The 26,984-nt window shown below is 73.0% G+C and carries 23 protein-coding genes and 1 pseudogene; 13 read left to right on the forward strand and 11 right to left on the reverse strand.

From position 1 onward, the window contains the following. Positions 1 to 73 precede the first annotated feature (73 nt). The 3 genes from SL103_RS06820 to SL103_RS06830 all read left to right on the forward strand — a co-directional run bounded on the left by SL103_RS06820 (position 74) and on the right by SL103_RS06830 (position 1,702). Positions 74 to 436 carry a cupin domain-containing protein gene (locus SL103_RS06820; protein WP_069567851.1) on the forward strand — a complete coding sequence of 121 codons (363 nt, stop codon included), beginning with the start codon at positions 74 to 76 and terminating at the stop codon, positions 434 to 436. A gap of 265 nt (positions 437 to 701) precedes the next feature. Beyond that, positions 702 to 1,094 (forward strand): thioredoxin, encoded by a 393-nt coding sequence (gene trxA / locus SL103_RS06825; RefSeq protein WP_069567852.1) that lies wholly within the window; start codon positions 702 to 704, stop codon positions 1,092 to 1,094. Positions 1,095 to 1,105: 11 nt separating this feature from the next. After that, positions 1,106 to 1,702, forward strand: coding sequence for a histidine phosphatase family protein (locus SL103_RS06830; RefSeq protein ID WP_069567853.1), 597 nt, complete (start codon positions 1,106 to 1,108; stop codon positions 1,700 to 1,702). Between the two features lie 73 nt (positions 1,703 to 1,775). Here SL103_RS06830 and SL103_RS06835 read toward each other — a convergent pair whose 3' ends face one another. The 3 genes from SL103_RS06835 to SL103_RS06845 form a co-directional block, all read right to left on the reverse strand. Continuing rightward, entirely contained in the window at positions 1,776 to 2,807 is a 1,032-nt protein-coding gene (locus SL103_RS06835) for a rod shape-determining protein (protein WP_069567854.1), read from the reverse strand. Between the two features lie 189 nt (positions 2,808 to 2,996). Beyond that, positions 2,997 to 3,596 (reverse strand): hypothetical protein, encoded by a 600-nt coding sequence (locus SL103_RS06840; protein WP_069573485.1) that lies wholly within the window; start codon positions 3,594 to 3,596, stop codon positions 2,997 to 2,999. 28 nt (positions 3,597 to 3,624) lie between these two features. After that, on the reverse strand, positions 3,625 to 4,656 hold the full coding sequence (locus tag SL103_RS06845; protein ID WP_069567855.1) for a TetR/AcrR family transcriptional regulator C-terminal domain-containing protein: 1,032 nt from the start codon (positions 4,654 to 4,656) through the stop codon (positions 3,625 to 3,627). A gap of 170 nt (positions 4,657 to 4,826) precedes the next feature. Here SL103_RS06845 and SL103_RS06850 point away from each other — a divergent pair, with 170 nt between their 5' ends. Next, positions 4,827 to 6,455: an MFS transporter gene (locus tag SL103_RS06850; protein WP_069567856.1), complete on the forward strand. Its 1,629-nt coding sequence runs from the start codon at positions 4,827 to 4,829 to the stop codon at positions 6,453 to 6,455. On the opposite strand, the gene SL103_RS06855 is transcribed toward SL103_RS06850, so the two are convergent. After that, positions 6,448 to 7,071 carry a disulfide bond formation protein DsbA gene (locus SL103_RS06855; protein ID WP_069567857.1) on the reverse strand — a complete coding sequence of 208 codons (624 nt, stop codon included), beginning with the start codon at positions 7,069 to 7,071 and terminating at the stop codon, positions 6,448 to 6,450. The two genes, SL103_RS06850 and SL103_RS06855, sit on opposite strands and share 8 nt — an antisense overlap. 136 nt (positions 7,072 to 7,207) lie before the next feature. Continuing rightward, a complete protein-coding gene (locus SL103_RS06860; RefSeq protein WP_069567858.1) occupies positions 7,208 to 7,639 on the reverse strand; it encodes a MarR family winged helix-turn-helix transcriptional regulator in 432 nt (143 codons plus the stop codon). An 89-nt stretch (positions 7,640 to 7,728) separates the two neighbouring features. Between SL103_RS06860 and SL103_RS06865 the strand changes: the two genes are divergently transcribed. From SL103_RS06865 to SL103_RS06895, 7 genes and pseudogenes are all read left to right on the forward strand, one after another. Continuing rightward, complete coding sequence (locus SL103_RS06865; RefSeq protein WP_069567859.1) at positions 7,729 to 8,748, forward strand: NADP-dependent oxidoreductase; 1,020 nt, start codon at positions 7,729 to 7,731, stop codon at positions 8,746 to 8,748. A gap of 154 nt (positions 8,749 to 8,902) precedes the next feature. Beyond that, on the forward strand, positions 8,903 to 9,331 hold the full coding sequence (locus SL103_RS06870; RefSeq protein WP_033268679.1) for an organic hydroperoxide resistance protein: 429 nt from the start codon (positions 8,903 to 8,905) through the stop codon (positions 9,329 to 9,331). Between the two features lie 349 nt (positions 9,332 to 9,680). Beyond that, the gene (locus SL103_RS39180) at positions 9,681 to 9,806 is read left to right on the forward strand and encodes a hypothetical protein (RefSeq protein ID WP_279631139.1); all 126 of its coding nucleotides are present in this window, start codon (positions 9,681 to 9,683) and stop codon (positions 9,804 to 9,806) included. 496 nt (positions 9,807 to 10,302) lie between these two features. After that, entirely contained in the window at positions 10,303 to 11,304 is a 1,002-nt protein-coding gene (locus SL103_RS06875) for a LacI family DNA-binding transcriptional regulator (RefSeq protein WP_069567860.1), read from the forward strand. Positions 11,305 to 11,732: 428 nt separating this feature from the next. Further along, complete coding sequence (locus SL103_RS06880) at positions 11,733 to 13,436, forward strand: sugar ABC transporter ATP-binding protein (protein ID WP_069567861.1); 1,704 nt, start codon at positions 11,733 to 11,735, stop codon at positions 13,434 to 13,436. Continuing rightward, positions 13,426 to 15,407: pseudogene (locus SL103_RS39375) on the forward strand (ABC transporter permease/substrate-binding protein). Before SL103_RS06880 ends, SL103_RS39375 begins: the two are co-directional and overlap by 11 nt. Positions 15,408 to 15,700: 293 nt before the next feature. Beyond that, a complete protein-coding gene (locus SL103_RS06895; RefSeq protein ID WP_069567864.1) occupies positions 15,701 to 16,624 on the forward strand; it encodes a ribokinase in 924 nt (307 codons plus the stop codon). A 283-nt stretch (positions 16,625 to 16,907) separates the two neighbouring features. On the opposite strand, the gene SL103_RS06900 is transcribed toward SL103_RS06895, so the two are convergent. The 3 genes from SL103_RS06900 to SL103_RS06910 all read right to left on the reverse strand — a co-directional run bounded on the left by SL103_RS06900 (position 16,908) and on the right by SL103_RS06910 (position 20,633). Continuing rightward, entirely contained in the window at positions 16,908 to 17,867 is a 960-nt protein-coding gene (locus SL103_RS06900) for an NAD(P)-binding domain-containing protein (RefSeq protein WP_069567865.1), read from the reverse strand. Beyond that, entirely contained in the window at positions 17,864 to 19,258 is a 1,395-nt protein-coding gene (locus tag SL103_RS35770; RefSeq protein ID WP_079145604.1) for a nitrilase-related carbon-nitrogen hydrolase, read from the reverse strand. The genes SL103_RS06900 and SL103_RS35770 overlap by 4 nt, the downstream gene beginning before the upstream one ends. Positions 19,259 to 19,349: 91 nt before the next feature. After that, positions 19,350 to 20,633, reverse strand: coding sequence for a pyroglutamyl peptidase (locus SL103_RS06910; protein WP_069567866.1), 1,284 nt, complete (start codon positions 20,631 to 20,633; stop codon positions 19,350 to 19,352). A 133-nt stretch (positions 20,634 to 20,766) separates the two neighbouring features. Between SL103_RS06910 and SL103_RS06915 the strand changes: the two genes are divergently transcribed. Then, positions 20,767 to 21,708 (forward strand): LppU/SCO3897 family protein, encoded by a 942-nt coding sequence (locus SL103_RS06915; protein WP_069567867.1) that lies wholly within the window; start codon positions 20,767 to 20,769, stop codon positions 21,706 to 21,708. Between the two features lie 18 nt (positions 21,709 to 21,726). Here SL103_RS06915 and SL103_RS06920 read toward each other — a convergent pair whose 3' ends face one another. After that, entirely contained in the window at positions 21,727 to 22,389 is a 663-nt protein-coding gene (locus tag SL103_RS06920) for a TetR/AcrR family transcriptional regulator (protein WP_244303857.1), read from the reverse strand. Between the two features lie 137 nt (positions 22,390 to 22,526). Here SL103_RS06920 and SL103_RS06925 point away from each other — a divergent pair, with 137 nt between their 5' ends. After that, on the forward strand, positions 22,527 to 25,016 hold the full coding sequence (locus SL103_RS06925) for a beta-glucosidase family protein (protein WP_069567869.1): 2,490 nt from the start codon (positions 22,527 to 22,529) through the stop codon (positions 25,014 to 25,016). A 17-nt stretch (positions 25,017 to 25,033) separates the two neighbouring features. Here SL103_RS06925 and SL103_RS06930 read toward each other — a convergent pair whose 3' ends face one another. Then, entirely contained in the window at positions 25,034 to 25,732 is a 699-nt protein-coding gene (locus tag SL103_RS06930; protein ID WP_069567870.1) for a DUF4097 family beta strand repeat-containing protein, read from the reverse strand. Positions 25,733 to 25,881: 149 nt separating this feature from the next. After that, positions 25,882 to 26,943, reverse strand: coding sequence for an aldose epimerase family protein (locus SL103_RS06935; protein ID WP_069567871.1), 1,062 nt, complete (start codon positions 26,941 to 26,943; stop codon positions 25,882 to 25,884). Positions 26,944 to 26,984: the final 41 nt, after the last annotated feature.

The raw sequence follows: 26,984 nt of genomic DNA on the forward strand, positions 1-26,984 counted from the left end.
GGAGGCGCGAGCGCACCATGGAAGGGCCAGGGGTTCACGGAGGGGACGGCGGGGGTGAGAGGAGGAGCCCCTCATGTTGGAGGTCAAGACCATCGACAAGCCGGACGAGCGGCGTGACTTTCCCCGAGGTCACCTCGAAGCTCTGCACCTGACCGGGCTGGACTTCGCCGTGGCCACCTTCGAGCCGGGCTGGCGCTGGTCGGAGTCGGTGGGGCCGATCGCCGGGACCGACAGCTGCGAGGTCCACCACAACGGCTTCGTGGTGCAGGGACGTATGCGCCTGCGGATGGACGACGGCGCGGAGTCCGAGGTGGGGCCGGGCGATGTCTTCGTCTGCCCGCCCGGCCACGACGCCTGGGTCGTCGGCGACGAACAGGTCGTCGTGTACGACTTCGCGGGCGGTATGGCGGTGGGGTACGCCAAGGCGAAGGAGTAGGAGTAGGAGCAGGAGCCGGGGAGAGAAGGGAGGCAAGGAGGAGTGGCGGGGGTGCCAGGTCCAGGTGCCGGGAATCCGGGCCGGGGCCTGGTGACGTGTGCCACGGATTTCCGTGGCGATCGGGATGTCTAGGAATGCGCTCGGTGGGCAGGGGAGCGGGACGGTCCGGACACGCGGAATACACACGGGGGCGACCCCGTTGCCGCAGCCGGGGACCGCAGGAACCACAGCACAGCCTCGACAGACCGGAAGCAGGGACATACGCATGAGCACCGTTGAGCTCACCAAGGAAAACTTCGACGACATCGTCTCCGGCAACGACTTCGTCCTGATCGACTTCTGGGCCGAGTGGTGCGGCCCCTGCAAACAGTTCGGCCCGGTCTTCGAGCGATCGTCCGAGAAGCACGACGACCTGGTGTTCGCCAAGGTGGACACGGAGGCGCAGCCCGAGCTGGCGCAGGCGTTCGAGATCCAGTCCATCCCGACGGTGATGATCGTCCGGGACAACATCGCGGTGTTCGCCCAGCCGGGCGCGCTGCCCGCCGAGGCCCTGGAGGACGTCATCGGCCAGGCCCGCGCGCTGGACATGGAGGAGGTCCGGGCGTCGGTCACCGAGGCCCAGCAGAACGAGCAGGCGCAGGCTGAGCAGGGCCAGTAGGCTCTGGGCTCGTGAGCGAGCTACTTCTGGTCCGGCACGGCGAGACCGAGTGGAGCCGGAACGGCCGGCACACCAGTTGGACCGACCTGCCACTGACCGCCAACGGTGAGGAGCAGGCCCGCGCGCTGCGGCCGCTGCTGTCGGATCGGAAGATCGGGCAGGTCTATGCCAGCCCGAGGGTGCGGGCCCTGCGCACCGCCGAGCTGGCCGGGCTCCCCGAGCCGGAGATCGACCCTGACCTGCGGGAATGGGACTACGGCGGCTACGAGGGCATCGCCACCGCCGAGATCCACCGCGAGCGGCCCGGCTGGTACCTCTTCAGCGACGGTGTCCCGGCCGGGCCCGCAGGGCATCCGGGGGAGTCACCCGACGAGGTCGGCGCGCGCGCCGACCGGGTACTGGCCCGCCTCGCGCCGCAGCTCGACGCCGACGACGGCGATGTGGTGCTGGTGGGGCACGCGCACTTCTCGCGCGTACTGGCCGCCCGCAGGCTGGGGCTGCCGGCCTCCGCGGGCGGGCTGTTCACGTTCGAGACCGGGGCGGTCTGCGTCCTGGGGACCGAACACGAGCGGCCCGCGGTGGTGGCCTGGAACGCCCGGAGCCTGTAGCGCGGGGATCTGCGGCCCGGCAGCCTGTGGCCGGGGCGGGCCGGCCGATCGCTCGCCCTCCCCGCGGGGCGGGCTACGGCGCCATCGGGTCCAGGTGCAGCGGCTGCACCTTGCCCTCGATCATGGCGCCGAGGCCCATGACCGCGCAGGTGTCGGGGCGGTCCGCGGTGTGCACCGGCATGGTGGTGGCCTGATGGATCATCGGTTCCAGGCCCGGGATCAGCGCACTGCCGCCCGCGAGCATGATGCCGCGCTCCCCGAGGTCGGCCACCAGATCGGGCGGGCAGCGGCGCAGCACCGCCCCGATGCCGTCGAGGATCGCGGTCAGCGGGGTGGTGATGGCGTCCAGCACCCGCTCGGTGTCGACATGCACGGAACGTGCCATTCCGCTGACCACGTCCCGGCCGTGCACCTCGGTGGAGCCGGGCGTCCGCCCGTCGCCGCCGGAGAGGATCAGCTGCAGCGGGCGGACGGCCTGGCCCGCCAGCATCAGCTCGTGGTGCAGCCGCAGATGCTGGATGACGGCGTGATCGATGGCGTTGCCGCCCACCTGCACGGTCTCCGCGGCCACGATCGATCCCAGCGACAGCACCGCGACCTGGGTGGTGCCCGCGCCGCACACCACGATCATCGTCGCCTCCGGCTGCTCCACCGGGAGCCCGGAGCCGATCGCGGCGGCCACCAGGGTGTCGACCAGCTCGACCCGGCGCGCGCCGAGCCCGGTGAGCGTCTCCACGGCCGCACGCTGGGCCAGCGGCTCACTGCCGTAGGGAAGGCAGACCGCGGCCCGCATCGTGGGCCGGCGCCGCCACGTCTTGCGCAGCTTGTCACCGACCAGGGTGCGCAGCAGCCGCTGGGCCATCTCGATGTCGACGACCGTCCCGCCGGAGACCGGCCGGACCACCCGGATGTAGTCGGGGGTGCGGCCGTCCATCACCTCGGCCTGGGCGCCCACCGCGAGCAGCGCCCCGGTGCGGGTGTTGACGGCGGCGACGGTCGGTTCGTCGACCACCAGCCCCTGGTTCTTCACATACACCCTGGTCCGGGCCGCGCCGAGGTCGACGGCGGCCGAGCAGCGCCGCAATTGGGCGAGGCTGATGGTCATGGGTGATTCCTCCCCGATGGGCCGAGATGGACGGAGCGCTCGAGCGATCCGTCCGCACGGACCGCTCGTGCGCCATCCTCTGGGCGCCCGCGAGGCTCCGCCTGTTGGGAGCGTCCGGTCGGGGGACGGGGCGGGGCCGCTTGCTGCGGCCGGGTGATTTCGGGGTGGCCGGACGCGGCCGGCCGGTGCTCAGTCGACGCGTCGCTGGTACAGCCCCCAGGTGAATTCGGCGACGAGTTCCTCCGGGGTGCCGTCCGGGCCGGGAGCCCTACAGGCCAGGCGCCAACGGGTCGGTGCGCTGCCCTCCAACGGGCGGGCCGGGGCGAAGGCCCGGGCGACCTCGTCGACGGTGCAGCACCACGGAGCGAGGTCCGGCGCTGTCCGCAACTCGGGGCCGGCCGAGCCGGGCGCCCGTACGAGCCATGCGTTCCAGACGGTGCCGCGCCGCTCGTCGGTGAGCGCCTCGAACCGCAGATCGGGCCAGAGCGGCACCGGCCAGGTGAGAACCTGGCAGGTCAGATCGCCGATCCGGCGGGTGGTGAGGGATTCGGGGGCGCCGAGCAGCGCGCGGTACGGCTGCACGCCGCGCCCCCGCGGGGTGTGCATCGTCGCCTGCCAGCGGCGATTGGCCTCCCTCATCTGCGCGCGCGTGACGCCCAGCACGCGCAGCGCGTCCTCGACCCGGTCGGGGTGGTGGTCCGCCATCCGGCGCAGCAGCACGCACTGGAAGGCGAGCGGCCCCGGCAGCTCGGCGCCGGCGGGCGGGGCGTTGTCGGCGGTGGGGTTCATGGGGGACATGGTGGCCGACGCCGGCGTGTCACGGTGTGCGGACGGTGGCTTCCCCACCCGCCCGGCGTTCGACCAGCACCTCCATCCCGTCCAGCAGGCGCTCCAGCCCGAAGTCGAAGAGCGTTCCCAGGTTCACCGTGTCGTCCGCGGTCCCGGCCATCCCCTCGTACATCGGGTACGACCCGGACGTCAGGATGCGCTCGAACACCGGATCCATCGCCGCCATCCACTGGTCCTGGTCCATCCCGGTCTCCTGCTCGGCCTCCAGGTCGTCCTCCAGTCCGGCGGCGGTGGACAGGACGAAGCCCAGCAGCGTCAGGGCCATGTGGATCAGCGTCACCGGATCCATTCCCTCGACCCGCGCCATGGTCCATTCGACCAGCGCCATCGCCCGCGGCATCGGCTGCGGGCGGGTGAGCGACAGGTACTGCGCCAGCCACGGGTGCCGCTGGTAGAGCTCCCACTGGAGCCGCGCGCCGGCCTCCATCCGCTCGCGCCAGCCGTCCGGTGCCGGGTCGGGCAGGGTGACGTCGGCGAACGCGGCGTCCGCCATCAGCAGCACCAGTTCGTCCTTGTTGGCCACGTGGCGGTAGAGCGCCATCGAGGACATCCCGAACTCGGCGGCGACCCGGCGCATCGACAGGCCCCGCAGGCCCTCGGCGTCGGCGACCTTGATGGCGGCGCTGACGACGCGGTCCCGGTTCAGTCCGCCACCGTCAGGCTCCCGGGGTGCCCGCTCCGGCGCCGGCGCGCCGCGGGCGGGCTGCTCCGGGCGGGGCCGGTCTCCGGACGAGGGGCGGGGCCGGGGCGAAGGCCGGTCGTCCGACTGGCCGGCCCGTGGTTCGGCGACCACCGTGCCGACGCCCGGTACCGCCCGTACGACGCCCTCCTGACGCAGCGTCGTCAACACCTTCGTGGCGGTCGCCATCGCCACTCCCCACTCCCGGGTGATCCGCCGGGTCGACGGCACCCGGTCGCCCGGAGCCAGCTGTCCGGCGTCGATCCGGCGCCGGATCTCCTCGACGATCCGGCGGTAGGGCGGCTGGGCGGACTGCTCCACGGGGGCAACCTCCGTACTAGTGCACCAGGGTCAACGGCGGGCTGCGAGGGTAGCAGTGCGGGCGCGGCAAGGGGTGTGCGCACAGCGGGTGCACTAGTGTGATGCACCTCCAACTCCCTTCTGCTGCCTGGTGTTTGCGCCGTAAGCGCCGCCTGCTTACGGTGTCAGCCATGCCGTTTACTTCGTACGCATCGCGCCCTTACGCGCCCCAGCCGTCGGCCGGGCGCCGCGAGTGGATCGCCCTGGCCGTCCTCCTGCTGCCCTGCCTCCTCGTCTCGATGGACGTCTCGGTGCTCTACTTCGCGGTGCCGTTCCTCACCGCCCAACTGGAGCCCAGCAGCGTCCAGCAACTGTGGATCCTCGACGTCTACGGCTTCGTCCTGGCCGGCCTGCTGATCACCATGGGAGCTCTGGGTGACCGCGTCGGCCGGCGCAGGCTGCTGTTGTCCGGCGCCCTCCTCTTCGGCCTCGCCTCCGGCCTCGCCGCGTACTCGGGGAGCGCCGAAACGCTGATCGCCGCACGGGCGTTGCTCGGTGTCGGCGGCGCCACCCTGATGCCCTCCACGCTCGCGCTGATCCGCAACCTCTTCCACGACGCCAAGCAGCGCGGCAAGGCGGTGGCGATCTGGTCGGCGGCCATGATGGGCGGGATCGCGGTCGGGCCGGTGCTCAGCGGGGCGCTGCTGGAGCACTTCTGGTGGGGCTCGGTCTTCCTCATCAACGCGCCGGCGATGGTGCTGCTGCTGGTCTGCGGCCCGCTGCTGCTCCCGGAGTTCAGAAATCCGGCGGCCGGACGCTTCGATCTGCCCGGCTCGCTGCTGTCCCTGCTCGCCATGCTCCCGCTCGTCTACGGCATCAAGGAGATAGCCCGCGACGGCGTCTCCGCGCTGCCGCTCGTCGCCCTCTCCGCGGGCCTGCTGGCCGCCGCCGCCTTCGTCCACCGCCAGCGCACCGCCCGCCACCCCATGCTCGACCTGGAGTTGTTCCGGCACCGGGGGTTCAGCGTCTCGGTGCTGATGAACCTGCTGGCGATGTTCGCGGTCGTCGGCTGTGCGGTGTTCTTCACCCAGTACCTGCAGACCGTACGGGGCATGAGCCCGCTGGAGGCGGCGCTGTGGAATCTGCTGCCGACCCTCGCGGTGGGTGGAATGACGGTGGTGGCCACCTCGCTCGCCCAGCGGATGGACCGGGCGTACGTCATCGCCCTGGGCTTCGCCATCGCGGCCGGCGGCTTCATCTGGCTGTCCTGGCTGGAGCCCGGTTCGGCCCTCTGGTACGTACTGGTCGCCTCGTCCGTCTATGCCTCGGGCCTGGTGATGGTGATGTCCCTGGGGAACGAGTTGGCCATCGGGGTCGCCCCGCCGGAACGTGCGGGCTCCGCCTCGGCGCTGCTGGAGTCCGGCACGGAACTGGGCGGCGCGCTGGGCATGGCGATCCTGGGCAGTATCGGGAGCGCGGTCTACCGCGGTCACATGGATGACGCCCTGCCGGCCGGGCTTCCTCACGGGGCGGCCGACGCGGCACGCGAGACCCTGGCGGGCGCCGCCGCGGTGGCCGGCGAACTCCCGGGCCGGGCAGGCGAAGCACTGCTGTCCGTGGCCCGGACCGCGTTCACCGACGGTCTGCAGACGGCGGTGCTGGCCGCGGCCGGTGTGATGGCCCTCGCCGCGGCGCTGGCGATCGCGCTGCTCCGCGGCCTGCGCACCACGGAGGGCGGGGGCCCGGACGGTGCGCAGGCGGGGGAGGCGGGGGAGGCGGCGGAGGCGGCTTCCGCCCGCCGCCCCGGGCGCGTCAGCTGAAGTCGAACTCGCCGGTGCGGGTCCGCTTCAGCTCGAAGAACTTGTCGTAGCCGGCGAGGAGGCGGGCACCGTCGAAGACCCGCACGGCGTCCTCGCCACGCGGGATCGCCATCAGCACCGGGCCGAAGAAGGCGACCCCGTCGATGTGGATCGTCGGAGTGCCGACGTCCTCGCCGACCGGATCCATGCCCTCGTGGTGGCTCTTGCGCAGCGCGTCGTCGTACGCCTCGCTGTCGGCCGCCCGGGCCAGCTCGGCCGGCAGCCCGACCTCGGCCAGGGCCTCCTCGATGACGGTCGCGGTGTCCTCGCGGCCGTCGTTGTGGATCCGGGTGCCGAGCGCGGTGTACAGGTCGCGCAGTACGCCCTCGCCATGCTCCTGAGCGGCCGCGATGCACACGCGTACGGGGCCCCAGCCGGCGTCCAGCAGCTCCCGGTACTTCTGCGGGAGGTCCTCGCGGCCTTCGTTGAGCACCGACAGGCTCATGACCCGGAACCGCAGATCCAGGTCGCGGTGCTGCTCGACCTCCAGGATCCAGCGGGAGGAGATCCAGGCGAACGGGCAGATGGGGTCGAAGTAGAAGTCGACGGAGTGGCGGGTACTGCTCGGGTTGGTCATACGGCCGAGATTAGAACGCCACCCGGCCCGCTCGCTCGGTCCACCTGTCCGTGGTGATCGTGGGCCAATTCCGCGGGCCGGTGCCCGCGGCGCCCTTCCCCCGCGGGAGGCGGCCGGCGGGCGCACCCCGCACGGCTCACTCGGGCGCCACGCCCAGCATCCGCTGCAGCAGTTCCTTGAGCAGCGTGCGCTCGGCGACCGTCAGCTTGCCGAGGGGCTCGCGCGCGAAGTGCAGCGACGTGCGCAGCGCCTCGGCCGTGCGCGCGCCCTCGGCCGTCGGGGCGGCGAGCTTGACGCGGCGGTCCGCCGGGTCGGGGCGGCGCTCGACCAGGCCGCGGGCCTCCAGGCGATCCACTATGCCGGTGACGTTCGAGGGCTCGCACTTCAGCCGCTCGGCGACCTTACGCATCGGTAGCGGCTCGACGGAGAGGAGAGTGAGTACCCGGGCCTGGGCACCGGTGAGGGAGTGCTCGGCCGCGGCGTGCTCGTACTCCTCGTGGTAGCGGACGACGACGGTGCCGATGAGGTCGACGACCTCGACGGTCAAGGAGTCTGCGCGCGGTGTCATGGACACCAGGGTACCCAATTGCTTGACAGCATGAAATATCGATGCGCATTATTGTTTCAGCACCTGAAGCATTAGGAAGGACCGCGCTCATGTCCGCACTGCCCACGACCAGCCGCGAATGGCACCTCACCGCCCGCCCGCACGGCTGGCCCACCCCCGCGGACTTCGCGCTGCGCGAGGCCGCGGTGCCCGAGGTCGGCGAGGGCCAGGTCCTCGTCCGCAACAAGCACTTCTCGGTCGACCCGTACATGCGCGGCCGGATGAACGACGTGAAGTCGTATGTGCCGCCGTTCCAGCTCGACCAGCCGATGGACGGCGGCGCGGTCGGTGAGGTCATCGCCTCGCGCGACGACTCCGTAGCCGTCGGTGACCACGTCCTGCACGGCCTCGGCTGGCGTGAGTACGCGGTCGTGGACGCCAAGCGCGTCGCCAAGGCGGACCCGTCGCTCGCCCCCCTCACCGCCTACCTCGGCGTGCTGGGCATGCCGGGCCTGACCGCGTACGCGGGCCTGCTGGAGGTGGCGTTGTTCAAGGAGGGCGACACCGTCTTCGTGTCCGGCGCGGCCGGCGCGGTGGGCAGCGAGGTCGGCCAGATCGCCAAGCTCAAGGGCGCCTCCCGGGTCATCGGCTCGGCCGGTTCCGACGAGAAGGTCAAGCTCCTGGTCGAGGAGTACGGCTTCGACGCCGCGTTCAACTACAAGAACGGCGACGTCACCCAGCAGCTCAAGGACGCCGCGCCCGACGGCATCGACGTGTACTTCGACAACGTCGGCGGTGACCACCTCGAGGCCGCCATCTCGGTCCTCAAGGTCCATGGCCGGGTCGCCATATGCGGCATGATCTCGATGTACAACGCGACGGAGCCGAGCCCCGCGCCGCGCAACCTCGCCATGGTGATCGGCAAGCGCCTGCGCCTCCAGGGCCTCCTGGTCAGCGACCACGCCAACCTGCAGTCGCAGTTCGTCGAGGAGGTCTCGGCCTGGGTCCGCTCCGGCGAGCTCAAGTACAGCGAGACCAAGGTGCCCGGCATCGAGAACGGCGTCGAAGCCTTCCTGGGCCTCCTCCGCGGCGAGAACACCGGCAAGATGATCGTGAGCCTGGAGGACTGACGGCCGAATTCCGAGGGGCGAGGTCTGAAGGCAGGGCTGAGGCCCGTCGCTTGCCGCGCCCGCTCGTCGGACCCTTGCGCCCGCCCGTTAGGCTCGGCGGCAAGCCGTCGCGATCCGTGGGCGCGAGTCGCGGCGAACTACAGGAGGATTTCGTATGTCCATCCAGACCGTCGATGTCGTCTACACCGCCGTCGCCACCGCTGAGAACGGCCGTGACGGCCGGGTCGCCAGCGACGACGGCAAGCTCGACGTGGTCGTCAACCCGCCCAAGGAGCAGGGTGGCAGCGGCGCCGGTACCAACCCGGAGCAGCTGTTCGCGGCCGGTTACAGCGCCTGCTTCCAGGGCGCGCTGAGCGTCGTCGCCCGCCGGGAGAACGCCGATGTCTCGGGCTCCCGCGTGACCGCGAAGGTCGGCATCGGCAAGACCCCGGACGGCGGTTTCGGCCTCACGGTCGAGATCTCCGCGTCGATCCCGAACGTCGATGAGGCCACCGCCAAGGACCTCGTGGAGAAGGCGCACCAGGTGTGCCCGTACTCGAACGCGACCCGGGGCAACATCGACGTCAAGCTGACCGTCGCCTGATCCACCGCTGACAGTCGCCTGATCCACCGCTGACGTACGCGTCAGTCCTAGGGCCGCATCCCGCCATGGGGTGCGGCCCTCGGTGTGTGGTGCCCCCGCAGGCCGGTGTGCCCGGCCTTGCCGTCGCGCCGATCCGAGTCGCGGGTGGCGCGGATCCGGAACGGCGTTCGGCTTCCCGGCGTCCGGCTTCCCGGTGCCCGGTGCCCGGTGCCCGGGAATTCTCACCTCGTGTCTTCAACTCGCGCTATTCTTAAGGGGCTTCACCACGTTCCTCCCCACAGCTCCGTCGGCCGGTCCGTCGACGGGGGCCCTGGTCTCCGGGGCCTGTCCGGAGGAGCGAGGAGGAGCGATGGACGATCAGAACACGGAGCAGGAAAGCGACCGGTGGACCCCACCTGACAGATGGCAGGTGGTGATCGGGGTGCTGGGCCTGCTTGTGGCGATCGTCGCTTGTGTGGGGCAGTTCGCCCGGTAAGCGCCGGGTCGGGCCCGCATGGTCCGGACACGGCCGGTGTCCGCCGTAACGGCGGAACGGTCAACGGGGGAGTGCCCGGGCTCGGTGTTCCTCGGTTTGCCCTGCTGCCTGCTGCCTGCTGCCTGCTGCCTGCTGTCCGGGGCGCCCTGACGGGTTTCTGCCGCCGGCGGGTTTTCGTTCTTCGTGCGGGTCTTCCTTCTTCGCGGGGAGACGGTCCGCTCGCCGGGGTGTCGCCCGTTTCCTGTCTGCGTCTGCCTCTGCGCCTGGCCTGCGTATGCGCCTGCGTCTGTGCCTGCGGGGGCGTGTGCTCGCGCCGCTGTGCCCGTTCGTCGGGCTGGTCGTGTCTCTGGTGGGGGCGGTGCGGTGTGACGTAGGCAACGTTCGCGGTGTCTTGACGTGAGCGCCGTGTAATCGATTTCGTAGCCCTCACGCAATTCTCGCGGAAACGATTACATCCCGATGAGGGCCACCCCACGGACGGAACGGCAACGGCGCCATGGCGAACATCAAAGATGTGGCAGAACGGGCAGGGGTGTCCGTCGCCACGGTCTCCCGGGTACTCAACGGCCACAGTCCCGTCGCCGAGACCCGTGAGCGGGTGCTCGCCGCCGTACGGGAGCTGGGCTACCGCCCCAACAACGTCGCCCGCGCGCTGCGCACCGCCCGCACCGGCGCGCTCGGCCTGGTCATCAGCGACCTCACCAACCCCTTCTTCACCGAGCTGGCCGACGCCGTCGAGGACGCCGCCCGCAGCCTCGGCTACAGCCTGGTCATCGGCAACGCCGGCGAGCGCCCCGAGCAGCAGGACGACTACATCCGTACGCTGCTCGACCGGCGGATCGACGGCCTGCTGGTCAGTTCGGCCGGTACCGGCTCGGCGATGCTCAGCGAGGTCGTCGCGTCGGGGACGCCGCTGGTGCTGCTGGACCGGACCGTTCCCGGAGTCGACGCCCCCTGCGTACGGGCCGACGGTCGCGCCGCGCTGACCGACCTCGCCGCCCACCTGGCCGCGCTCGGCCGCCGTCGCCCCGCGATCATCGTGGCGCCCGCCGGCACCCCCACCGGCGACGAGCGCCTCGACCTCTTCCGTACGGCGCTGGCCGCGCACGGGATCGCACTTCCCGACGAGCGGGTAGGTGCCACGCCCGATCTCCAGCCCACCGGCGGGCGTCGGGTGATGAGCAATTTCCTCGACCTCCCCGAGCCGCCGGACGCGGTGCTGGCCACCGACAACCTGATGGCGCTGGGCGCGATGGACGAACTCCGGGCGCGCGGCCTACGGGTTCCCGATGACATGGCGCTGGTGGTCTACGACGACGGGCCGTGGTTCGCCCACACCGATCCGCCGCTGACCGCCATCGCGCAGCCCACCCGCGAACTGGGTCGGGCCGCCGTCCACACCCTGCTGGAGCGGATCGAGGGCCGGGGCGCTGAGTCGGTGCTGCTGCCGGCCCGGTTGATCGCCCGACGATCTTGTGGCGAACCGGCCGCGCCCTGAACGAGCCCCCGAGCGGGCAGCCGAGCTGAGTCGCCGGCCGAGCCGCCGGCGGAGTCGTCGCCCGTGTCGCCGGCTGCGTCGTCGAGCGGGCTGTCGCCCCGTCCGCTGCTACGAGCTGGCCGGCCCGGGCAACCCGGGGCCCCGGCAGCCCCGCCCGACGGCCCCGAAACCCCGAAACCCCGACAGCCCGACACCGCGACACCCGAGGCCCCGGACCAACCGACAGCTGGCACACCGGCCCCACAAGTAGGCCGGGCCCGGCACCCGCTTCAGCGCAACCGAGCACCTTCCGGAGCAGCTTTCCGTCCACCCTTCCGACCACTCTTCCAACCACCCTTCCGAGCAACCTTCCAACCACCCTTCCGAGCAACTTCCGAGCAACCTTCCGTCACCGAGCACACCACCACCGAAGAAGAGAGGGGCAGCGCATGACCGGCGTCAACGACGACGTACCGGGCGGCCGCGAACTGCTGCGCGTGGAGGGGGTGACCAAGTCGTTCCCGGGCGTCCGCGCGCTCGACGGTGTGGATCTGAGCCTGCGCACCGGCGAGGTGCATGTGCTGCTCGGTGAGAACGGCGCGGGCAAGAGCACCCTGATCAAGATGCTTTCCGGCGCCCATCGCCCCGACGGCGGCCGCATCCTCGTCGACGGCCGGCCGGGCCCGAAGGAGAACGAGGACGAGGGCGAGGACCAGGGCGAGGGCGAGGTGCTGCGCGAGGTGCAGATCCGCTCCGCGCAGGACGCGGAGCGCCTCGGGATCGCCACCATCTACCAGGAGTTCAACCTCGTCCCCGGACTGACCGTGGCCGAGAACATCTTCCTCGGCCGGCAGCCGCGCACCGCCCTCGGCCTCGTCGACAAGAAGACCATGTACGCCCGCGCCGCCGAGCTGCTGGCACGCGTACGCCTCGATGTCTCGCCGCGCACCCCGGTCGGCGAACTCGGCATCGCGCGCCTGCAGATGGTCGAGATCGCCAAGGCGCTCAGCACCGCGGTGCTCACCTCCGAGGAGGTCGAGACGCTCTTCACGATCGTCCGCGAGCTGCGTGACGCCGGCGTCGGCATCATCTTCATCACCCACCACCTGGAGGAGATCGGCGCCCTCGGCGACCGGGTCACCGTGCTGCGCGACGGGCGTTCCGTCGCCGAGGTGCCGGCCTCGACGGACGAGGACGAGCTGATCCGCCTCATGGTGGGCCGCGACATCACCGAGCAGTACCCCCGGCGGCGCCCGGCGGCGCCCGAAGAGCCCGGCGTGCCCCTGCTTCGGGTCCGGGGGCTGACGCGCAACGGGGCGGTCGCCGGGGGGCCGGTGTTCGCGGACATCGACTTCGAGGTGCGGGCCGGTGAGGTCGTGGGCCTGGCCGGACTGGTCGGCGCGGGCCGTACGGAGGTGGCGCGGGCGGTCTTCGGTGTGGACCGCTACGACGCCGGAACGGTCGAGATCGACGGTGAGCAGTTGGCCCGCGGCGATGTGCGGGCCGCGATGCGGGCCGGGCTCGGCCTCGTACCGGAGGACCGCAAGGGCCAGGGCCTGGTCCTGGACGCCTCCCTGCAGGACAACCTCACCCTCGCCCGGCTCGACCGCGACACCCGCGGCGGCCTGGTCGACCGCAGTGCGCAGCGGCGCTCGGCGGCCGCCGTCGCCGAGCAGTTGAAGGTCCGGATGAGCGGGCTGGCGCAGCCCGCCCGTACGCTCTCCGGCGGCAACCAGCAGAAGCTCGTCATCGGCAAGTGGCTGCTGGCGGACACCAGGCTGCTGATTCTCGACGAGCCCACCCGCGGCATCGACGTCGGCGCCAAGGTCGAGATCTACCAGCTCATCAACGAACTGACGGCGTCCGGCCGGGCGGTGCTGATGATCTCCAGCGATCTGCCCGAGGTGCTCGGCATGAGCGACCGGGTGCTGGTGATGTCCCAGGGACGGCTGGCCGGTGAGCTGTCGGCCGACGAGGCCACCCAGGACGCCGTGATGGAGCTGGCACTCCAGCCTCCGGGCGGCAGCCCGGCGAGCACGGACACGGACGCCGACACCGACACGGACACCGGCACCGGCACCGGCACGAGCAATGACACCCACACGAGCAATGACGCCAACGAGAGCGCGATGGAGGGCTCCGATGTCCGCTGAAGTGAAGACGGGAGCCGCCGCGGCGGCGGTGGGACGAGCACCGGACCGGGACGGCCCCGGGCAGTGGTTCTCGCGGGCGGTCCTCAGGAACGGTCCGCTGGGCGGCCTGATCGCCCTGGTGGTCGTGATGGCGGTGCTGTCGCGGGACTTCCTCAACGGGCAGAACCTGCTGAACGTCGGTGTGCAGGCGTCGGTCACCGCGATCCTCGCCTTCGGCGTCACCTTCGTGATCGTCTCGGCCGGTATCGATCTGTCGGTGGGCTCGGTCGCCGGGCTCTCCGCCATCGTCGTCGCCTGGGCGGCCACCGATCAGGGGCTGCCGGTCTGGGCAGCGGTACTGCTCGGGCTCGCGGTCGGGGCGGCGGCCGGTCTGGTCTCCGGCGCGCTCGTCGCGTACGGCAAACTGCCCGCGTTCATCGCGACGTTGGCGATGCTGTCGGTGGGCCGCGGCCTGGCCCTGGTCATCTCGGGCGGATCGCCGGTGCCGTTCCCCGCCTCGGTCAGCCGGCTCGGTGACACCCTCGGCGGCTGGCTGCCGGTGCCGGTGCTGGTCATGATCGCGATGGGGCTGATCGCCGCGCTGGTCCTGGCCCGTACGTACGCGGGCCGCGCGATGTTCGCGATCGGCGGCAACGAGGAGGCGGCCCGGCTCTCCGGCATCCACGTCAAGCGCCGCAAGCTGGTCATCTACGCGCTGTCCGGCGTCTTCGCCGCGGTCGCCGGCATCGTGCTCGCGGCCCGGCTCACCTCCGCCCAGCCGCAGGCCGCCACCGGCTACGAGCTGGACGCGATCGCGGCCGTGGTGATCGGCGGGGCCAGCCTCTCCGGTGGTTCCGGCAAGGCGTCCGGCACCCTGATCGGCGCGCTGATCCTCGCCGTACTGCGCAACGGCCTCAACCTGCTGAGCGTCTCGGCGTTCTGGCAGCAGGTGGCCACCGGCCTGGTCATCGCACTGGCGGTGCTCCTGGACACGCTGCGCCGCCGGAGCGCGCGATGAGCGCCCGCGGGACGGAACGCGCCCGCATGAGCCCGGTGCGGAGGAACGTCCTGAGCAGGGGCAGGGTGGCGCTGGTGGCGGGGCTGGCGGCGACCGTCGTGCTCGGCCTGGCCGGTTGTGACCGCGGCGGCAACACCGACCTCGGCCTCGCGCTGTCGACGATGAACAACCCGTTCTTCGTCGGCATCAAGCAGGGCGCCCAGGCCGAGGCGGACGCCCGCGGACTGCACCTCAACATCACCGACGCCCAGAACGACCCCACCCAGCAGATCAACCAGATGGAGACGTTCACCAGCCAGAACGTCAAGGCGGCCATCATCAACCCGGTCGACTCCGACGCCGCCGTACCGGCCGTCGGCGTCGCCAACCGGGCGAACGTGCCCGTCATTTCCATCGATCGCGGGGTCAACGGCGGGAAGGTCGGCTCGACGATCGCCTCCGACAACGTCGCCGGCGGCCGGCTCGCCGCGAAGACGCTGGCCGACTCGCTCGGCGGTAAGGGGAAGGTGGCGTTCCTGGAGGGCCAGCCCGGCACCTCCGCGGCCCGCGAGCGCGGCCAGGGCTTCGAAGAGGGCATCAAGAAGTACCCCGGCATCGAGGTCGTGGCCCGCCAGCCCGCGGATTTCGACCGCACCAAGGGCATGGACGTGATGACGAACATGCTGCAGGCGCACCGCGACCTCGCCGGGGTGTTCGCCGCCAATGACGAGATGGCGCTCGGGGCGTCCAAGGCGCTGGGCGGCCGCTCGGGCAAGGACGTCAAGGTGGTCGCGTTCGACGGCACACCGGACGGCGTCAAGGCGGTGCGGGGCGGCACCCTGACGGCGACCGTCGCCCAGCAGCCGGAACTCCTCGGCAAACAGGCCGTGGACTGGGCGCTGAAGGCGGCTCGCGGTGAGAAGCTGCCGCAGTCGGTCAAGGTGCCGGTGGTGCTGGTGACGGCGCGGAACGCGGCGAAGTTCGACGGCGGGTGAGCCCGCGGAGAGAACGACGCACACCTCGCACGCCTCGCATACTGCGCATATGGCGTACGTCGTATGGCCTGCGACGTGTGGCATGCGACGTATGGCATGCGACGTATGCGGCCGCGGGCGGGACGACGGGTGCCGCCGCGGCGGAGATGACGAAGGCGAACCGTGGACGAGACGACGCAGGCAACCACGGAGGACACGGCGGATGCTGCCCCGCAGGAGACGGCAGATGAGAACGAACGGTGAAGCGGCGCCCGGATACCGGAGCGCGCCGCGCGGACATGGGAGAACGGCGCATGTATGACGTCCTGGTGGTCGGCTCGGCCAACGCGGACCTGACGGTACGGGTCGAACGGCGGCCCGGCGCGGGGGAGACCGTGCGTGGTACGGATCTGGTCGAGTCGGCCGGCGGCAAGGGCGCCAATCAGGCGGCCGCCGCGGCCCGGATCGGCGGGCGCACCGCCCTGCTGGCGCGGGTCGGCGGCGACGCGTTCGGTGAACTGCTGCTGAGCGCCCAGCGCGAGGCCGGCACCGATGTCTCCCCGGTCATCGTGGACGAGTCCGCGCGTACCGGCACGGCGATGATCATCGTCGACCCGGACGGTGACAACAGCATCGTGGTCTCGCCCGGCGCCAACGCCGCCCTCACCCCGCAGGACGTGGCGGCGGCGAAGGAGGTCATCGCCGCCGCGTCGGTGGTCTCCCTCCAGCTGGAGATCCCCATGGAGTCCGTACGGGCGGCGGCCGCGGCCGCCGAGCAGGCCGGCACCCGGGTCGTCCTCAACCCCTCCCCGGCCCCCGAGGCGGCACTCGCCCCCGAACTCCTCGCCGTGGCGGACCCGTTGGTGGTCAACGAGCACGAGGCGCGGCAGCTGTCCGGGCTGGCCGACGGCACGCCCGCGGAGTGGGCCCGGGCGCTGCACGACCAGGGAGCCCGCTCCGTCGTGATCACCCTCGGCGGCGACGGCGCGCTGACCCTGGACGCCTCCGGAACCGTCGAGGTACCCGGCGTCCGGGTCAAGGCCGTGGACACCACCGGTGCCGGGGACGCCTTCACCGGCGCCCTCGCCACCCGGCTGGCCGGCGGCGACGCGCTGCCCGAGGCGGCCCGCTTCGCCGTACGGGTCGGCGCCGCGGCCGTCACCAAGCCGGGTGCCCAGCCCTCCTATCCGACGCGCGCCGAACTGGAGGCCCTGGCACCGGAGCCGCCGCAGGGCTGAGGCCCGGACGGCACCGCCCGGGTCTGCCGCCGCGGTACGGGTCCGGAGGCGCTTCCCGGCTCCCGTCGACGCGGTACCGGCGGGCCCCGGCGGTACCTCTCGGTCCTGCCGACGCGTTACGGGTCCGGCGTCGCCCGGCCCCGGCCCCGGTCCGGTCCCCGACCTCGGCCCCGGTCCGGGCCCCGGCCCCAGCCCCGGTCCCGGTCCGGTCCCCGACCTCGGCCCGGTCCCCGACCTCGGCCCCGGTCCGGGCCCTGACCCCGGCCCGGTCCCCGGCCCCCGCTCAGGCCCGCGTCAAGGCCGCCGCCACCGCCACCTCCGTGCCGGCCAGGCCGACCGAGGAGAACAGCGTGATGTCGTCGCGTCCACGCCGGCCGGGGGTGGTGCCGGCCAGTACCGCGCCCAGCGCGGTCAGCGGCGCCGGACCCAGCAGGTGGTCGGTGCCGTAACTCCCGGCCTGGGCGGGGGAGTCGGTGACGATGGCCGCTGCCCGTCCGGCCAGCTCGGGCGGTATCTCGTAGTGGGTGGTGGACTTGGGACCCAGGGTGCTGAGATGGGTGCCCGGGGCGACCCAGTCCGCCTCCAGTACGGGCGTCGGGCTGTTGGTCGCGACGATCACCACCTCCCGGTCCTGCACCGCTGCCCGGGCCGAGTCCACCGCCCGGGCGGCCAGTCCCAGTTCCTCGCGGACGCGGGCCGCGAACCGCTCCGCGCGCTCCCGCCGGCGTCCGAACACCGCGACCTCCGCCGGCCGGTGGGAGGCGCTCGCGGACAGCGCCCACAACTGCGCCCAGCCCTGCGGGCCCGTGCCGATCAGCCCGAGCCGGCAGCCCGCCGGGCCGCCCGTGCGCGCCAGGGCCTCGACCGCCACCGCCCCGATCGCCCCGGTCCGGCGCGGCCCGAGTTCCTGCCCGTGGACCACCGCGGTCAGCCGCCCGCTCGCGCTGTCCCACACCGCGACCAGCTGCTCGCCGGCCCGGTCCGCCGTGCCGTACGCGCGAAACCCGTGCACCTCCGGTGCCCCCTGCGCCCCCTCGGCGGCCAGCGCGCCGACGGTGAACACCAGCTCCCCGCCGCCGAGTCCGGCGTGCACCCTGGGCGGCGCGGCCAGCCGTCCGGCCCGGTGCTCCAGGAGTGCGTGCCGGACCGCCGCGGTCGCCATCGCCGGGGTGAGACGCGCGCGGACCTCCGCGTCGCCGAGCAGGACGGGCTGCGGGGAGCGTGGTGCGGAGGGAGGCGTCATCGGTCGTCGCACTCCTTCGGGCCGTACAGGGCGTGGTCGGCGCCCGTCGCCAGCGCCCAGTACCGGTCGCCGTAGGACCAGTGCCACCACTCGGTCGGGTAGTTGACCAGGCCCGCCGCGGTCAGCGCGGCGCTGAGCACCCGGCGGTTGGCGCGGGCGGCGGGAGTCAGGCCCGGGGCGGACGTGTAGCAGGCGCCGTCGCTCTCCTCCGGCGAGGCGTTGATCGGCGTCCCCATGTCGACATGCCCGCCGTCCGTGGTGACGAGGGTGAGGTCCACCGCGCTGCCCGCGCTGTGCGGTGCGATGTCCGGGGGCGAGACATAGCGGCTGGCGGCGTCGTGGATCAGCGCGGCGTCCCGGCCGGGGTGCGCGGCGCGCAGCTCGTCGGCGTACTCCTCGAAGTAGCGGCGCTGCAGCGACGGCGGGCGGTAGCCCTCGACGAACTGCAGCCGCAGCCCGTCCGGCAGCGCCTCCTGGGCCGTCAGCAGCCGCCGCAGCACCCCCTCCCGCAGCTGGGCGAAGGCGCCGGAGGTATCCGTGCGGTCCTCGGCCACCAGCAGTCCCGGCGCCGCGGTCCGTACGTCGACGAGCGGCTCACCGCATTCCTTGACCGGGACGGCCGCCACCAGTGGGTCCGCCATCAGCGTGATCCGGTCGCGGGCGTCGGCGCACACCAGCTCCGCGCCGCCGCCCGGCACCGGTGCCGTCCACTCGGCGGCCGCCGCCACCCGCTCGCCGGTCGGCAGCCACACCCCGCTGAGCCCGCACGCCGGACCGGGGCTACCGACCTCGGTGCCGTTGGCGAGCAGCACCTGCAGGCCGTGCTCCCGCGCCATGTCCGCATAGCGCGCCAGTCGCTCCGGCGCGTCGTGGAACGCGCTGGAGAGGTACACCCGGCAGCCGTCCGCCGCGGCCCGCGCCGGCACCTCGGGGAAGGCGTTGTCGAAGCACGTGGCCAGCGCGAACCGGATGCCGCCCAGGGTGAAGCGGCCGTCCGCGCTGCCCGGGGCGAAGAGCTCGCTCTCCGTCCCGGACAGATGGATCTTGTCGTAGCGGGTCAGCAGCGCGCCGTCCGGCCCGAACACGAACGACGCGATCGTCGGACGGCTGCCGCCCTCGCGCGGGCGGCCCGCCCCGTTCACCACCGCCGCGACCCCGCCCGCCCGGCACGCCTCCCGTACGGGCGCGAGCCGCGGGTCGTCCTCCGTGACCGCCATGCCGACCGGATCGGCCGCTATCAGCCGCAGGTCGTAGTGCGTCAGGGCGAGTTCGGAGAACACCACCAGGCCCGCGCCGCGCCCGGCGGCCTCGGTGAGGAGCGTGGCCATCCGTGCGGCATTGGCGGTGATGTCGCCGGGTACGGCACTGAACTGTGCGGCAGCAATGATCATTCCCCCATGATGCCCGGGCCGCCCCCACCGCGTGCGGGCCTGTGGATAACCTCCTCCGCACGTCCGTCCCGCGCTTCCACGCCTGGCTGCGTCACGAGACCTCCCCGGCCGCCACCGTCACGATCGCCCGCACCTGCTCCGTGATCGCGACCCGGTTCCGTACGAAGTCGGGATCGGTGACCCGGCCGTCCGTCGGGTCGGTGTTGCCGGGCCCGAACTCCAGGACGGGCGTGTGCAGATGACCGCCCGGCAGCTCGGGCCGGCGCACCGCGTCCCGCAGCAGCGTCGCCCGATAGGCGATCTCGTTCGACAGATAGTCCCCGCCGCCCCCGGCCCGGGCCGTCGACCCGGGAGTCGGACCGTCGGGCCGTTCGACCGGCGTCGTGCCACCGGCCGGGATCTCCGTAACGGAGGTGTGGTCCACCACCGGATACGGGCCGGTGCCGACCGCCACGATCCGCGCGTACGGCAGGCTGGTGGCCGTCCACTGCGGCTGCGGCGTCACGGTCGGCACCCCGGCGGGTATCGGTACGACTTCGGTGCGGGACTCCCGTGCGTTGTCCGGATAGCCGCCCCGCCAGGCCCCGTTGGTCCGTTCCACGTCGAACCGCCCGGGCCGCCCCTGGCTGATCGTCGTGAACAGGTCCACCTGCCGTGGCCCCCGGCGGAAGTGCGGCAGCAGCGTCCGCTCCACCGTGCCCGCCGCGAAATCGGCCCACCGTACGGGGAAGACGGCCGCCTCGATCCGGGCCGTCCGCCCCGAGGCGGTCCGCACCGTCGTCCCGTCCAGCGCGAGCGCGGCCGCCCCCGACGGATTGCTCCGCCGCGGATCGGCGTCCAGCTGGAACGGGTCGAAACCGGTCACCACGATCCGCAGTACGCGCTTCCCGGCGGGCAACTCGATCGAGTCCTCCCCGCGCGAGGTCCGCTCCAACGACCCCAGAAGGGCGTCGCGTTGACTGTCGGACAGGTCGAAGTCCGGCTGCCACTGCCGCAGTTCCTTCGTCATCTCCAGCCGGGCCCAGTACAGCGGCCGGTCGTCGTCCCGGCTCAGGTCACCGCCGGCCGGGCCGCGCCCCTGCGCCCGGTCCACGGCCCGCCGCCACAGCGCCTGTCCCTCGGCGGCGACATAGCGCCGGGCCTCCGCGTACGTGGTCCGGTGCGCCAGCCCGCGGCCGAACTCCGTGCGCACGTCGTCGAATCCGCTGCGGTGCAGGATCTCCTGGGGCGCGGCCAGCGCCAGCCGGCCCTCTTCCACCGTGGGCGTCGTCGCCCCGGGCCCGGGGGAGGCGGCGGCCGGAGTCGTCAGGGTCGGTGCGACGGCGGCGAGCAGCGCGAGGACGACGGCGGCGGAGGTGGTAGCTGTGCGAGTCATGAGGGTGAGTAAAGCGGTGTGGCCCGTGGGGCGGTAGAGGGCGCCAAGTGGCTGGAAGTGGGCGCTGGATAGGGTGCCTGGTCCGGTCCGCCGTCGCGTCCGGCACGCTCCACGAAAACCAGGGGGAATTTCTGTGGCCACTCCGCCACCACCACACGGGCCCCACCCGTACGCCCAGCCACCCGCGCAGCCCCCGGTGGGGCCGTACGCCCCGCAGTACCCCGCCGGCCCGTACGCCCAGCAACAGCCCGCCGGCCCCTACGCCCCCCAGCAGCCCGTCGCTCCCTACGCCCAGCAGCCCGCCGGGCCGTACGCCCCCCAGCAGCCCGCCGGCCCCTACGCCCCGCCGGGACACCCGGCGGCGGCCGCCCAGGCCCCCTACGGATACCCCCAGCAGCCGCACCCGCATCCCCAACCGGGCGTCGGTGGCTGCCAGTTCTGCGGTGCCCAGCCGGCCGTCCAGGCCACCGTCCGCGGACATCAGGGCATCCTCTACGTCATGCGGTTCCTCAGCCGCAGCGGCGTGTTCTGCCGCTCCTGCGGGCTGGCCACCTACCGGGAGATGTCCGCGAAGACCCTGTGGCAGGGCTGGTGGAGCCCGCTGTCGGTGGTCATCACCCCGATCACCCTGCTGGTCAACCTCGGCCCCCGCAGCCGCTTCCACGCCCTGGCGGCCCCGGTGGGCGGCTTCCGCCCCTCGCTCGATCCGGGCAAGCCGCTGCTGCGCCGCCCCGACGCGCTGCTGATCCTCGTCCCGCTGGCCCTGGTCGTGCTGGCGCTGACCGCGCTCTTCGTCATCGGCCTGTTCGCGGACGACTCGCACAGCGAGCCCCTCACCACCGGCGGCGGTCAGGGGACGGCACAGCCGCTCGCCGTCGGGGACTGCGTACGCAACGACGCCGACTGGCCCGACCAGGACCTGCGGACCGTGGACTGCGGCTCGGCCGACGCGCAGTACAAGGTGAGCCGCAGACTGGACGCACCGGAGCAGCACTGCGCGAGCGGCGACTACCTCGCCGCTCTCGAGTACAGCCCGGACGGCTCGACGACGTCCTGTCTCACCCCCGTCCGTTAGCGCGCCGGGAGCGGCGGTTCAGCCCTCGGCCGGGGCCGCGCCCTGCCCGCCGGACCGCCGCTCCCCGCTTCCCAGCAGGGCGAGGAAGTCCCGGAACGCCGTGGACATGTCGATCTCCTCCGGGTCCAGCAGCCACTGCAGCTGCAGCCCGTCCAGCACCGCGACCAGCAGCGGAGCCGCCTGCTCCGGGGTCAGCCCGCCCGGCAGCGTCTCGCCGAACTCGGCCCGCAGCGCCTCGGCCATCGAGCCTCGTACGGCACGGAAGCGGGACTCGAAGAAGGCCCGGGCGGGGTGTTCCTCGGTGACGCTGTCTGCCGCCAGCACGGTGTAGGTCTGCACGAGGCCGGGCCGGGTGGCGTTGTAGTCCACGAGCTGAGTGAGGGTGTCGGTGCGCCAGGCCGCGGGCGCCGCGGCCAGGTCCCAGCGGTCCCGCGCCTCCAGGACGGCCACCAGCAGCGACTCCTTCGTGGGGAAGTGGTGCAGCAGCCCCTGCTGCGTCAGGCCGGCGCGCTCGGCGACGGCCGCGAGCGAGGTACGGCGGTAACCGCGCTCCGAGATGAGCTCCATGGCCGCTTCCAGGAGGGCCTCCCGCCGCTCGGCGCGCTGGGCCTGCCGCCCGCCCCCGCCGCGCCGCGGCGCCGGCCGACCGTCCGGTGTGCCGTCCTCGTCTCGTGCCGTCACCGGCCGAGCGTAACCCGGCGTGGAGATCCCGTACGGCTGGTGTATCGGAAACGTAACGACGCCTACCGTGTGGCAGGTGGAGGGCGAGAATCCGGACAGGGGGCCCGACCATCAACCGCAGGAGCACCGGAGACCGCATGACCGACGACCAGCCCCAGCGGGCCGCCCGCGTCGACCACACCCCGGCCGTCGAACGCGCACTCGCCGCCCTCGACCTCGACGCCAAGGCCCGGCTGCTGTCCGGCCAGGACATGTGGACCCTGCCGGCGCTGCCCGGCATCGGCCTGCGCTCCCTGGTGATGTCGGACGGCCCGGTCGGCGTACGGGGCCAGGACTGGAGCGCCGAGGACCCCTCGGTCGCGCTGCCCAGCCCGACGGCCCTGGCCGCCTCCTGGGACCCCGAACTGGCCCGCCGGACCGGCCACCTCCTCGCCCAGGAAGCCCGCCGCAAGGGCGTGCACGTCCTCCTCGCGCCGACCGTCAATCTGCACCGCTCACCGCTCGGCGGCCGGCACTTCGAGTGTTATTCGGAAGACCCGCTGCTCACCGGCGCGATCGGCGCCGGGTATGTGCGGGGCGTCCAGGAGGGCGGCGTCGGCACGACCGTCAAGCACTTCGTCGGCAACGACGCGGAGACCGACCGGCTCACCGTCGACAACCGCATCGCCCCCCGTCCGCTGCGCGAGCTGTATCTGGCGCCCTTCGAGCACATCGTCACCAACGCCCACCCCTGGGGCATCATGACCGCCTACAACCAGGTCAACGGCTCGACGATGACCGAGCACCGCTACCTGGTCAACGAAGTCCTGCGCGGGGAATGGGGTTTCGACGGCTGCAACGTCTCCGACTGGACGGCGGCCCGCGACACCGTGCGTGCCCTGCGCGGCGGCCTGGACGTGGCGATGCCCGGACCCCGGACGGTCTACGGCGCCCCCCTCGCCGCGGCCGTCCGTGCCGGCGAGGTGACCGAGGCGGAGGTGGACGACGCGGTGCGCCGGGTGCTGCTGCTCGCCGCCCGGACGGGATGCCTGGAGGGTGTGCCGGCCGCCGTCGATCCGGCCGGGGTCCCGCAGGGGATCGACGGCCGGGCGCTGGCCCGTGAGGTCGCCCGCCGGGGCTTCGTCCTGCTGCGCAACGAGCCCGTCGGCGGGGCACGGCGGGCGCTGCCGCTCGACGCCACGGCGCTGCGCAGCCTCGCCGTCATCGGGGCGAGCGCACGCGACGCCCGGGTGCTCGGCGGCGGTTCCGCGACCGTCTTCCCCGACAGCGTCGTCTCCCCGCTGGAGGGCCTGCGGGCCGCGCTGCCGGAGGACGTCGAGGTCACCTTCGCGCCCGGGGCGGACCCGCGCACCCGGACCCCGTACGCCCGGGAGGGCTTCGCCCTGCGCGCCCGCTATCTCGCCGCCGACGGCCGGGTCCTCGCCGAGGCACCGCAGTTCGACGGCAAGGTGCAGGCGGTGGGCCACTTCCCCGCGGGCGTCTCCCGGGACGACCTCGCCGCCGTCGAGCTGACCGGCACCTGCACCCCGCGGACCGGCGGCAGGCACACCTTCGCCGTCGCCGGCACCGGTGACCTGCGGCTGACCGTCGGCGGTGCGGTGCTCCTCGACGAGCGCTGCGCGCCGGAGGGCCACGACCCCTTCGAGGCGTTCATGCACCCCGTCGAACGGCAGGTGACCGCGGAGCTGACGGCGGGGGAGCCGGTGGACGTCGTCCTGCGGTTCGTCCCGTTCAGCCTCGGACTGGGGGAGGGCATGGACGCGCTCCACTTCACCCTCGGCCACCGTGAGCCGCAGCTCGACCCCGACGCGGAGATCGAGGAGGCGGTCCGGGCCGCGGCCGCCGCCGATGCCGCGGTTGTGGTCGTCGCCACCACCGAGGACGTCGAGTCCGAGGGTCTCGACCGCCGTGACCTGCGGCTGCCGGGCCGGCAGGACGAGCTGGTCGCCCGGGTCGCCGCGGTCAACCCGCACACCGTTGTGGTCGTCAACTCCGGCTCGCCGGTGGAGCTGCCGTGGCACACCCGGGTCCCCGCCGTGCTGCTGAGCTGGTTCCCCGGCCAGGAAGGCGGTGCGGCGCTGGCGGAGGTGCTGCTCGGCACGCACGAACCGGGCGGGCGACTCCCCACCACCTGGCCGACCCGGATCGAGGACGCCCCGGTCACCACGGTCACCCCGACGGGCGGCCGACTCGACTACTCCGAGGGCGTGTTCATCGGGTACCGCGGCTGGCGGACGCCGGCCGCGGCGCCCGCGTACCCCTTCGGCCACGGCCTGGGATACACCGACTGGGAGTACGAGTCACTGGACACCACCCCCGACTCGGTGCGGGTCCGGCTCCGCAACGCGGGTGAGCGGCCCGGCCGGGAGGTCGTCCAGATCTATCTGGCGCCGACGGCGGACGCCGCCCCGGACGCACCGGAGCGCCCGGACCGCTGGCTGGCCGGCTTCGCGGTCGTCGAGGCCGGCCCCGGCGAGAGCGCCGAGACCGAGATCCCGCTGCCCGACCGCGCCTTCGCGGTCTGGGACGAGGACGGCGGCTGGCGGCGCGTCAAGGGTGTCTACACCGTCGAGGCGGCGCACAGCGTCGCCGACCGCAGACTGACCGCCGAAGTCACCGTCGGCTGACGGCCGGACCGGGGGCACTACGACGTCACCACCGACACATCACCGCCACTCGTCCGCGCCGTCACCTTGTGCGCGGACCGCGGGTCGGTGGGCACGTCGACCTTGCTGGTGCCGCCGCTCGTCGTGGCGTCGACCTTGTAGGACCCCTTGGGGAGACGGATGGTGACGTCGCCTCCGCTGGTCCGGCCCGAGACCTCGTCCGGCGCCGCGACCAGCGCGACGTCCACGTTCCCGCCGCTGGTCCGCACCTGCGTCGTACGGGCCTTGGAGTCCGCGACGGTGATGTCGCCGCCGCTGGTCTCCGCGGTGATCGCGCCCGAGGTGCCCCGGATGGTGACGTCCCCGCCGCTGGTGTGCAGATCGACCGAGGCGTCACGCGGCAGCAGCACGCGGTAGTCCACCTCGCACTTGCGTCCCATGCCGCAGTCCTCGGCCTTCAGCGTCAGCCGGCCGTCCTTCAGCTTGTGCTCCGGGGTCGGCTTGCTGTCGTTGTAGCGGTACTTCTCCCGCACCTTGACCGAGCCGCCGGCGTCGACCGGCACCACCTCGATGTCCCCGCCGTGCGTCGTCGCCGACAGCGCGGTCACCTTGCCCTGCACCGAGTACGTGCGCTCCGCCTCCTTCGTCGGGCCGAAGCCGGACAGCGAGCAGCCGGTGACCAGCACGGTCAACGCCGCACAGGACAGGACGAGATGAGGAGCGCGGAGGCGGGCCATGACGTAACTTCTCCCGTGGCAGGCAAGGAATCGGAGCGGAAGCGAACCGATCGCCACCATCTTCGGCCTTCCCCCCGGCGCGGGGCGTCCCCGCAGGGGATGACCTTGACGTCACCGCACGGTATGACGTGCCCCTAAGGGCTCCCGCCTCAGTACCCGCCCGCACTCCGGGTCCGTACCGCGAACCCGTACACGGTCGTGGAGCGGTAGCTCTCCCCGGGCCGCAGCACCGTGCCCGGGAATTCCGGCCGGTTCGGGGAGTCGGGGAAGTGCTGGGTCTCCAGCGCGAGTCCGGCCGCCGGCCCGTAGGGGACCCCGGAGGTGCCGGTCAGCGAACCGTCGAGATGACCGGCGGTGTACAGCTGCAGCCCGGGCTCGGTGGTGGCCAGCTCCAGCACCCGGCCGGAGCGCGGGTCGAACAGCTCCGCGACCACCCGCGGCTCCTCGGTCACCCCGCCGTCCAGTACGAAGTTGTGGTCGTACGCGTCACCGACGGGGCGCGCCGTCCGGAAGTCGAACCGGGTGCCGGCGACCTCGGCCGGTCCGCCCGGCAGCGGGATGCCGCTGTCGTCGACGGGCGTGTAGCGCGCCGCCGCGAGCCGCAGCTCGTGCCCCGCGGCGCTGCCGCTGCCGTCCCCGCCCAGGTTCAGATAGGTGTGGTTGGTCAGGTTGACGACGGTCGGGGCGTCGGTCCGCGCCCGGTAGGCGATCCGCAGCGCGCCGCCCCCGGGGCGGGCGGACAGCGTGTAGGCCACCCGGACGTCCAGGTTGCCGGGGAAGCCCTCCTCGCCGTCCGGGCTGACCCGGCGCAGCTCCACCCCGCCCGCCACCGGGCGGGCGTCCCACAGCACCCGGGAGAAGTTCCGCGGTCCGCCGTGCAGGCTGTGCGCCCCGTCGTTCGGCGTCAGCCCGTACGTCCGGCCGTCGAGCGTGAAGGACGCCCCGGCGATCCGGTTGGCGTACCGCCCGACCAGCGCGCCGAAGTGCGAGCCGCCGTGCGCGGCGTACGAGGCCGGGTCGCCGAAGCCCAGGGCCAGCTGCGCCGGGCGCCCGTCCCGGTCCGGGGCCTCGACGCTCTGGACGATGCCGCCGTACGTCAGCACCCGGACCCGCAGCGCGCCGGGACCGGGGCCGGTCTCCAGGGTCCAGCGGTCGACGCGGCTGCCGTCGTCCAGTGTGCCGAAGAATTCCCTGCTGACCTGCGTCTCCATGCCCACGAGCCTATGCCCGCGGCCCGTTGGCCGGTGCCGTA

The organism is Streptomyces lydicus (assembly GCF_001729485.1).
Classification (GTDB): Bacteria; Actinomycetota; Actinomycetes; order Streptomycetales; family Streptomycetaceae; genus Streptomyces; species Streptomyces lydicus_D.

Excerpts from the sequence above, each read along its gene's own strand:
- SL103_RS06820 (WP_069567851.1), top strand. The coding sequence starts at position 74 with ATGTTGGAGGTCAAGACCATCGACAAGCCGGACGAGCGGCGTGACTTT.
- trxA (WP_069567852.1), top strand. The coding sequence starts at position 702 with ATGAGCACCGTTGAGCTCACCAAGGAAAACTTCGACGACATCGTCTCC.
- SL103_RS06835 (WP_069567854.1), bottom strand. The coding sequence starts at position 2,807 with ATGACCATCAGCCTCGCCCAATTGCGGCGCTGCTCGGCCGCCGTCGAC.
- SL103_RS06840 (WP_069573485.1), bottom strand. The coding sequence starts at position 3,596 with ATGAACCCCACCGCCGACAACGCCCCGCCCGCCGGCGCCGAGCTGCCG.
- SL103_RS06850 (WP_069567856.1), top strand. The coding sequence starts at position 4,827 with ATGCCGTTTACTTCGTACGCATCGCGCCCTTACGCGCCCCAGCCGTCG.
- SL103_RS06855 (WP_069567857.1), bottom strand. The coding sequence starts at position 7,071 with ATGACCAACCCGAGCAGTACCCGCCACTCCGTCGACTTCTACTTCGAC.
- SL103_RS06860 (WP_069567858.1), bottom strand. The coding sequence starts at position 7,639 with ATGACACCGCGCGCAGACTCCTTGACCGTCGAGGTCGTCGACCTCATC.
- SL103_RS06865 (WP_069567859.1), top strand. The coding sequence starts at position 7,729 with ATGTCCGCACTGCCCACGACCAGCCGCGAATGGCACCTCACCGCCCGC.
- SL103_RS06870 (WP_033268679.1), top strand. The coding sequence starts at position 8,903 with ATGTCCATCCAGACCGTCGATGTCGTCTACACCGCCGTCGCCACCGCT.
- SL103_RS39180 (WP_279631139.1), top strand. The coding sequence starts at position 9,681 with ATGGACGATCAGAACACGGAGCAGGAAAGCGACCGGTGGACCCCACCT.
- SL103_RS06875 (WP_069567860.1), top strand. The coding sequence starts at position 10,303 with ATGGCGAACATCAAAGATGTGGCAGAACGGGCAGGGGTGTCCGTCGCC.
- SL103_RS06880 (WP_069567861.1), top strand. The coding sequence starts at position 11,733 with ATGACCGGCGTCAACGACGACGTACCGGGCGGCCGCGAACTGCTGCGC.
- SL103_RS06895 (WP_069567864.1), top strand. The coding sequence starts at position 15,701 with ATGTATGACGTCCTGGTGGTCGGCTCGGCCAACGCGGACCTGACGGTA.
- SL103_RS06900 (WP_069567865.1), bottom strand. The coding sequence starts at position 17,867 with ATGACGCCTCCCTCCGCACCACGCTCCCCGCAGCCCGTCCTGCTCGGC.
- SL103_RS35770 (WP_079145604.1), bottom strand. The coding sequence starts at position 19,258 with ATGATCATTGCTGCCGCACAGTTCAGTGCCGTACCCGGCGACATCACC.
- SL103_RS06910 (WP_069567866.1), bottom strand. The coding sequence starts at position 20,633 with ATGACTCGCACAGCTACCACCTCCGCCGCCGTCGTCCTCGCGCTGCTC.
- SL103_RS06925 (WP_069567869.1), top strand. The coding sequence starts at position 22,527 with ATGACCGACGACCAGCCCCAGCGGGCCGCCCGCGTCGACCACACCCCG.
- SL103_RS06930 (WP_069567870.1), bottom strand. The coding sequence starts at position 25,732 with ATGGCCCGCCTCCGCGCTCCTCATCTCGTCCTGTCCTGTGCGGCGTTG.
- SL103_RS06935 (WP_069567871.1), bottom strand. The coding sequence starts at position 26,943 with ATGGAGACGCAGGTCAGCAGGGAATTCTTCGGCACACTGGACGACGGC.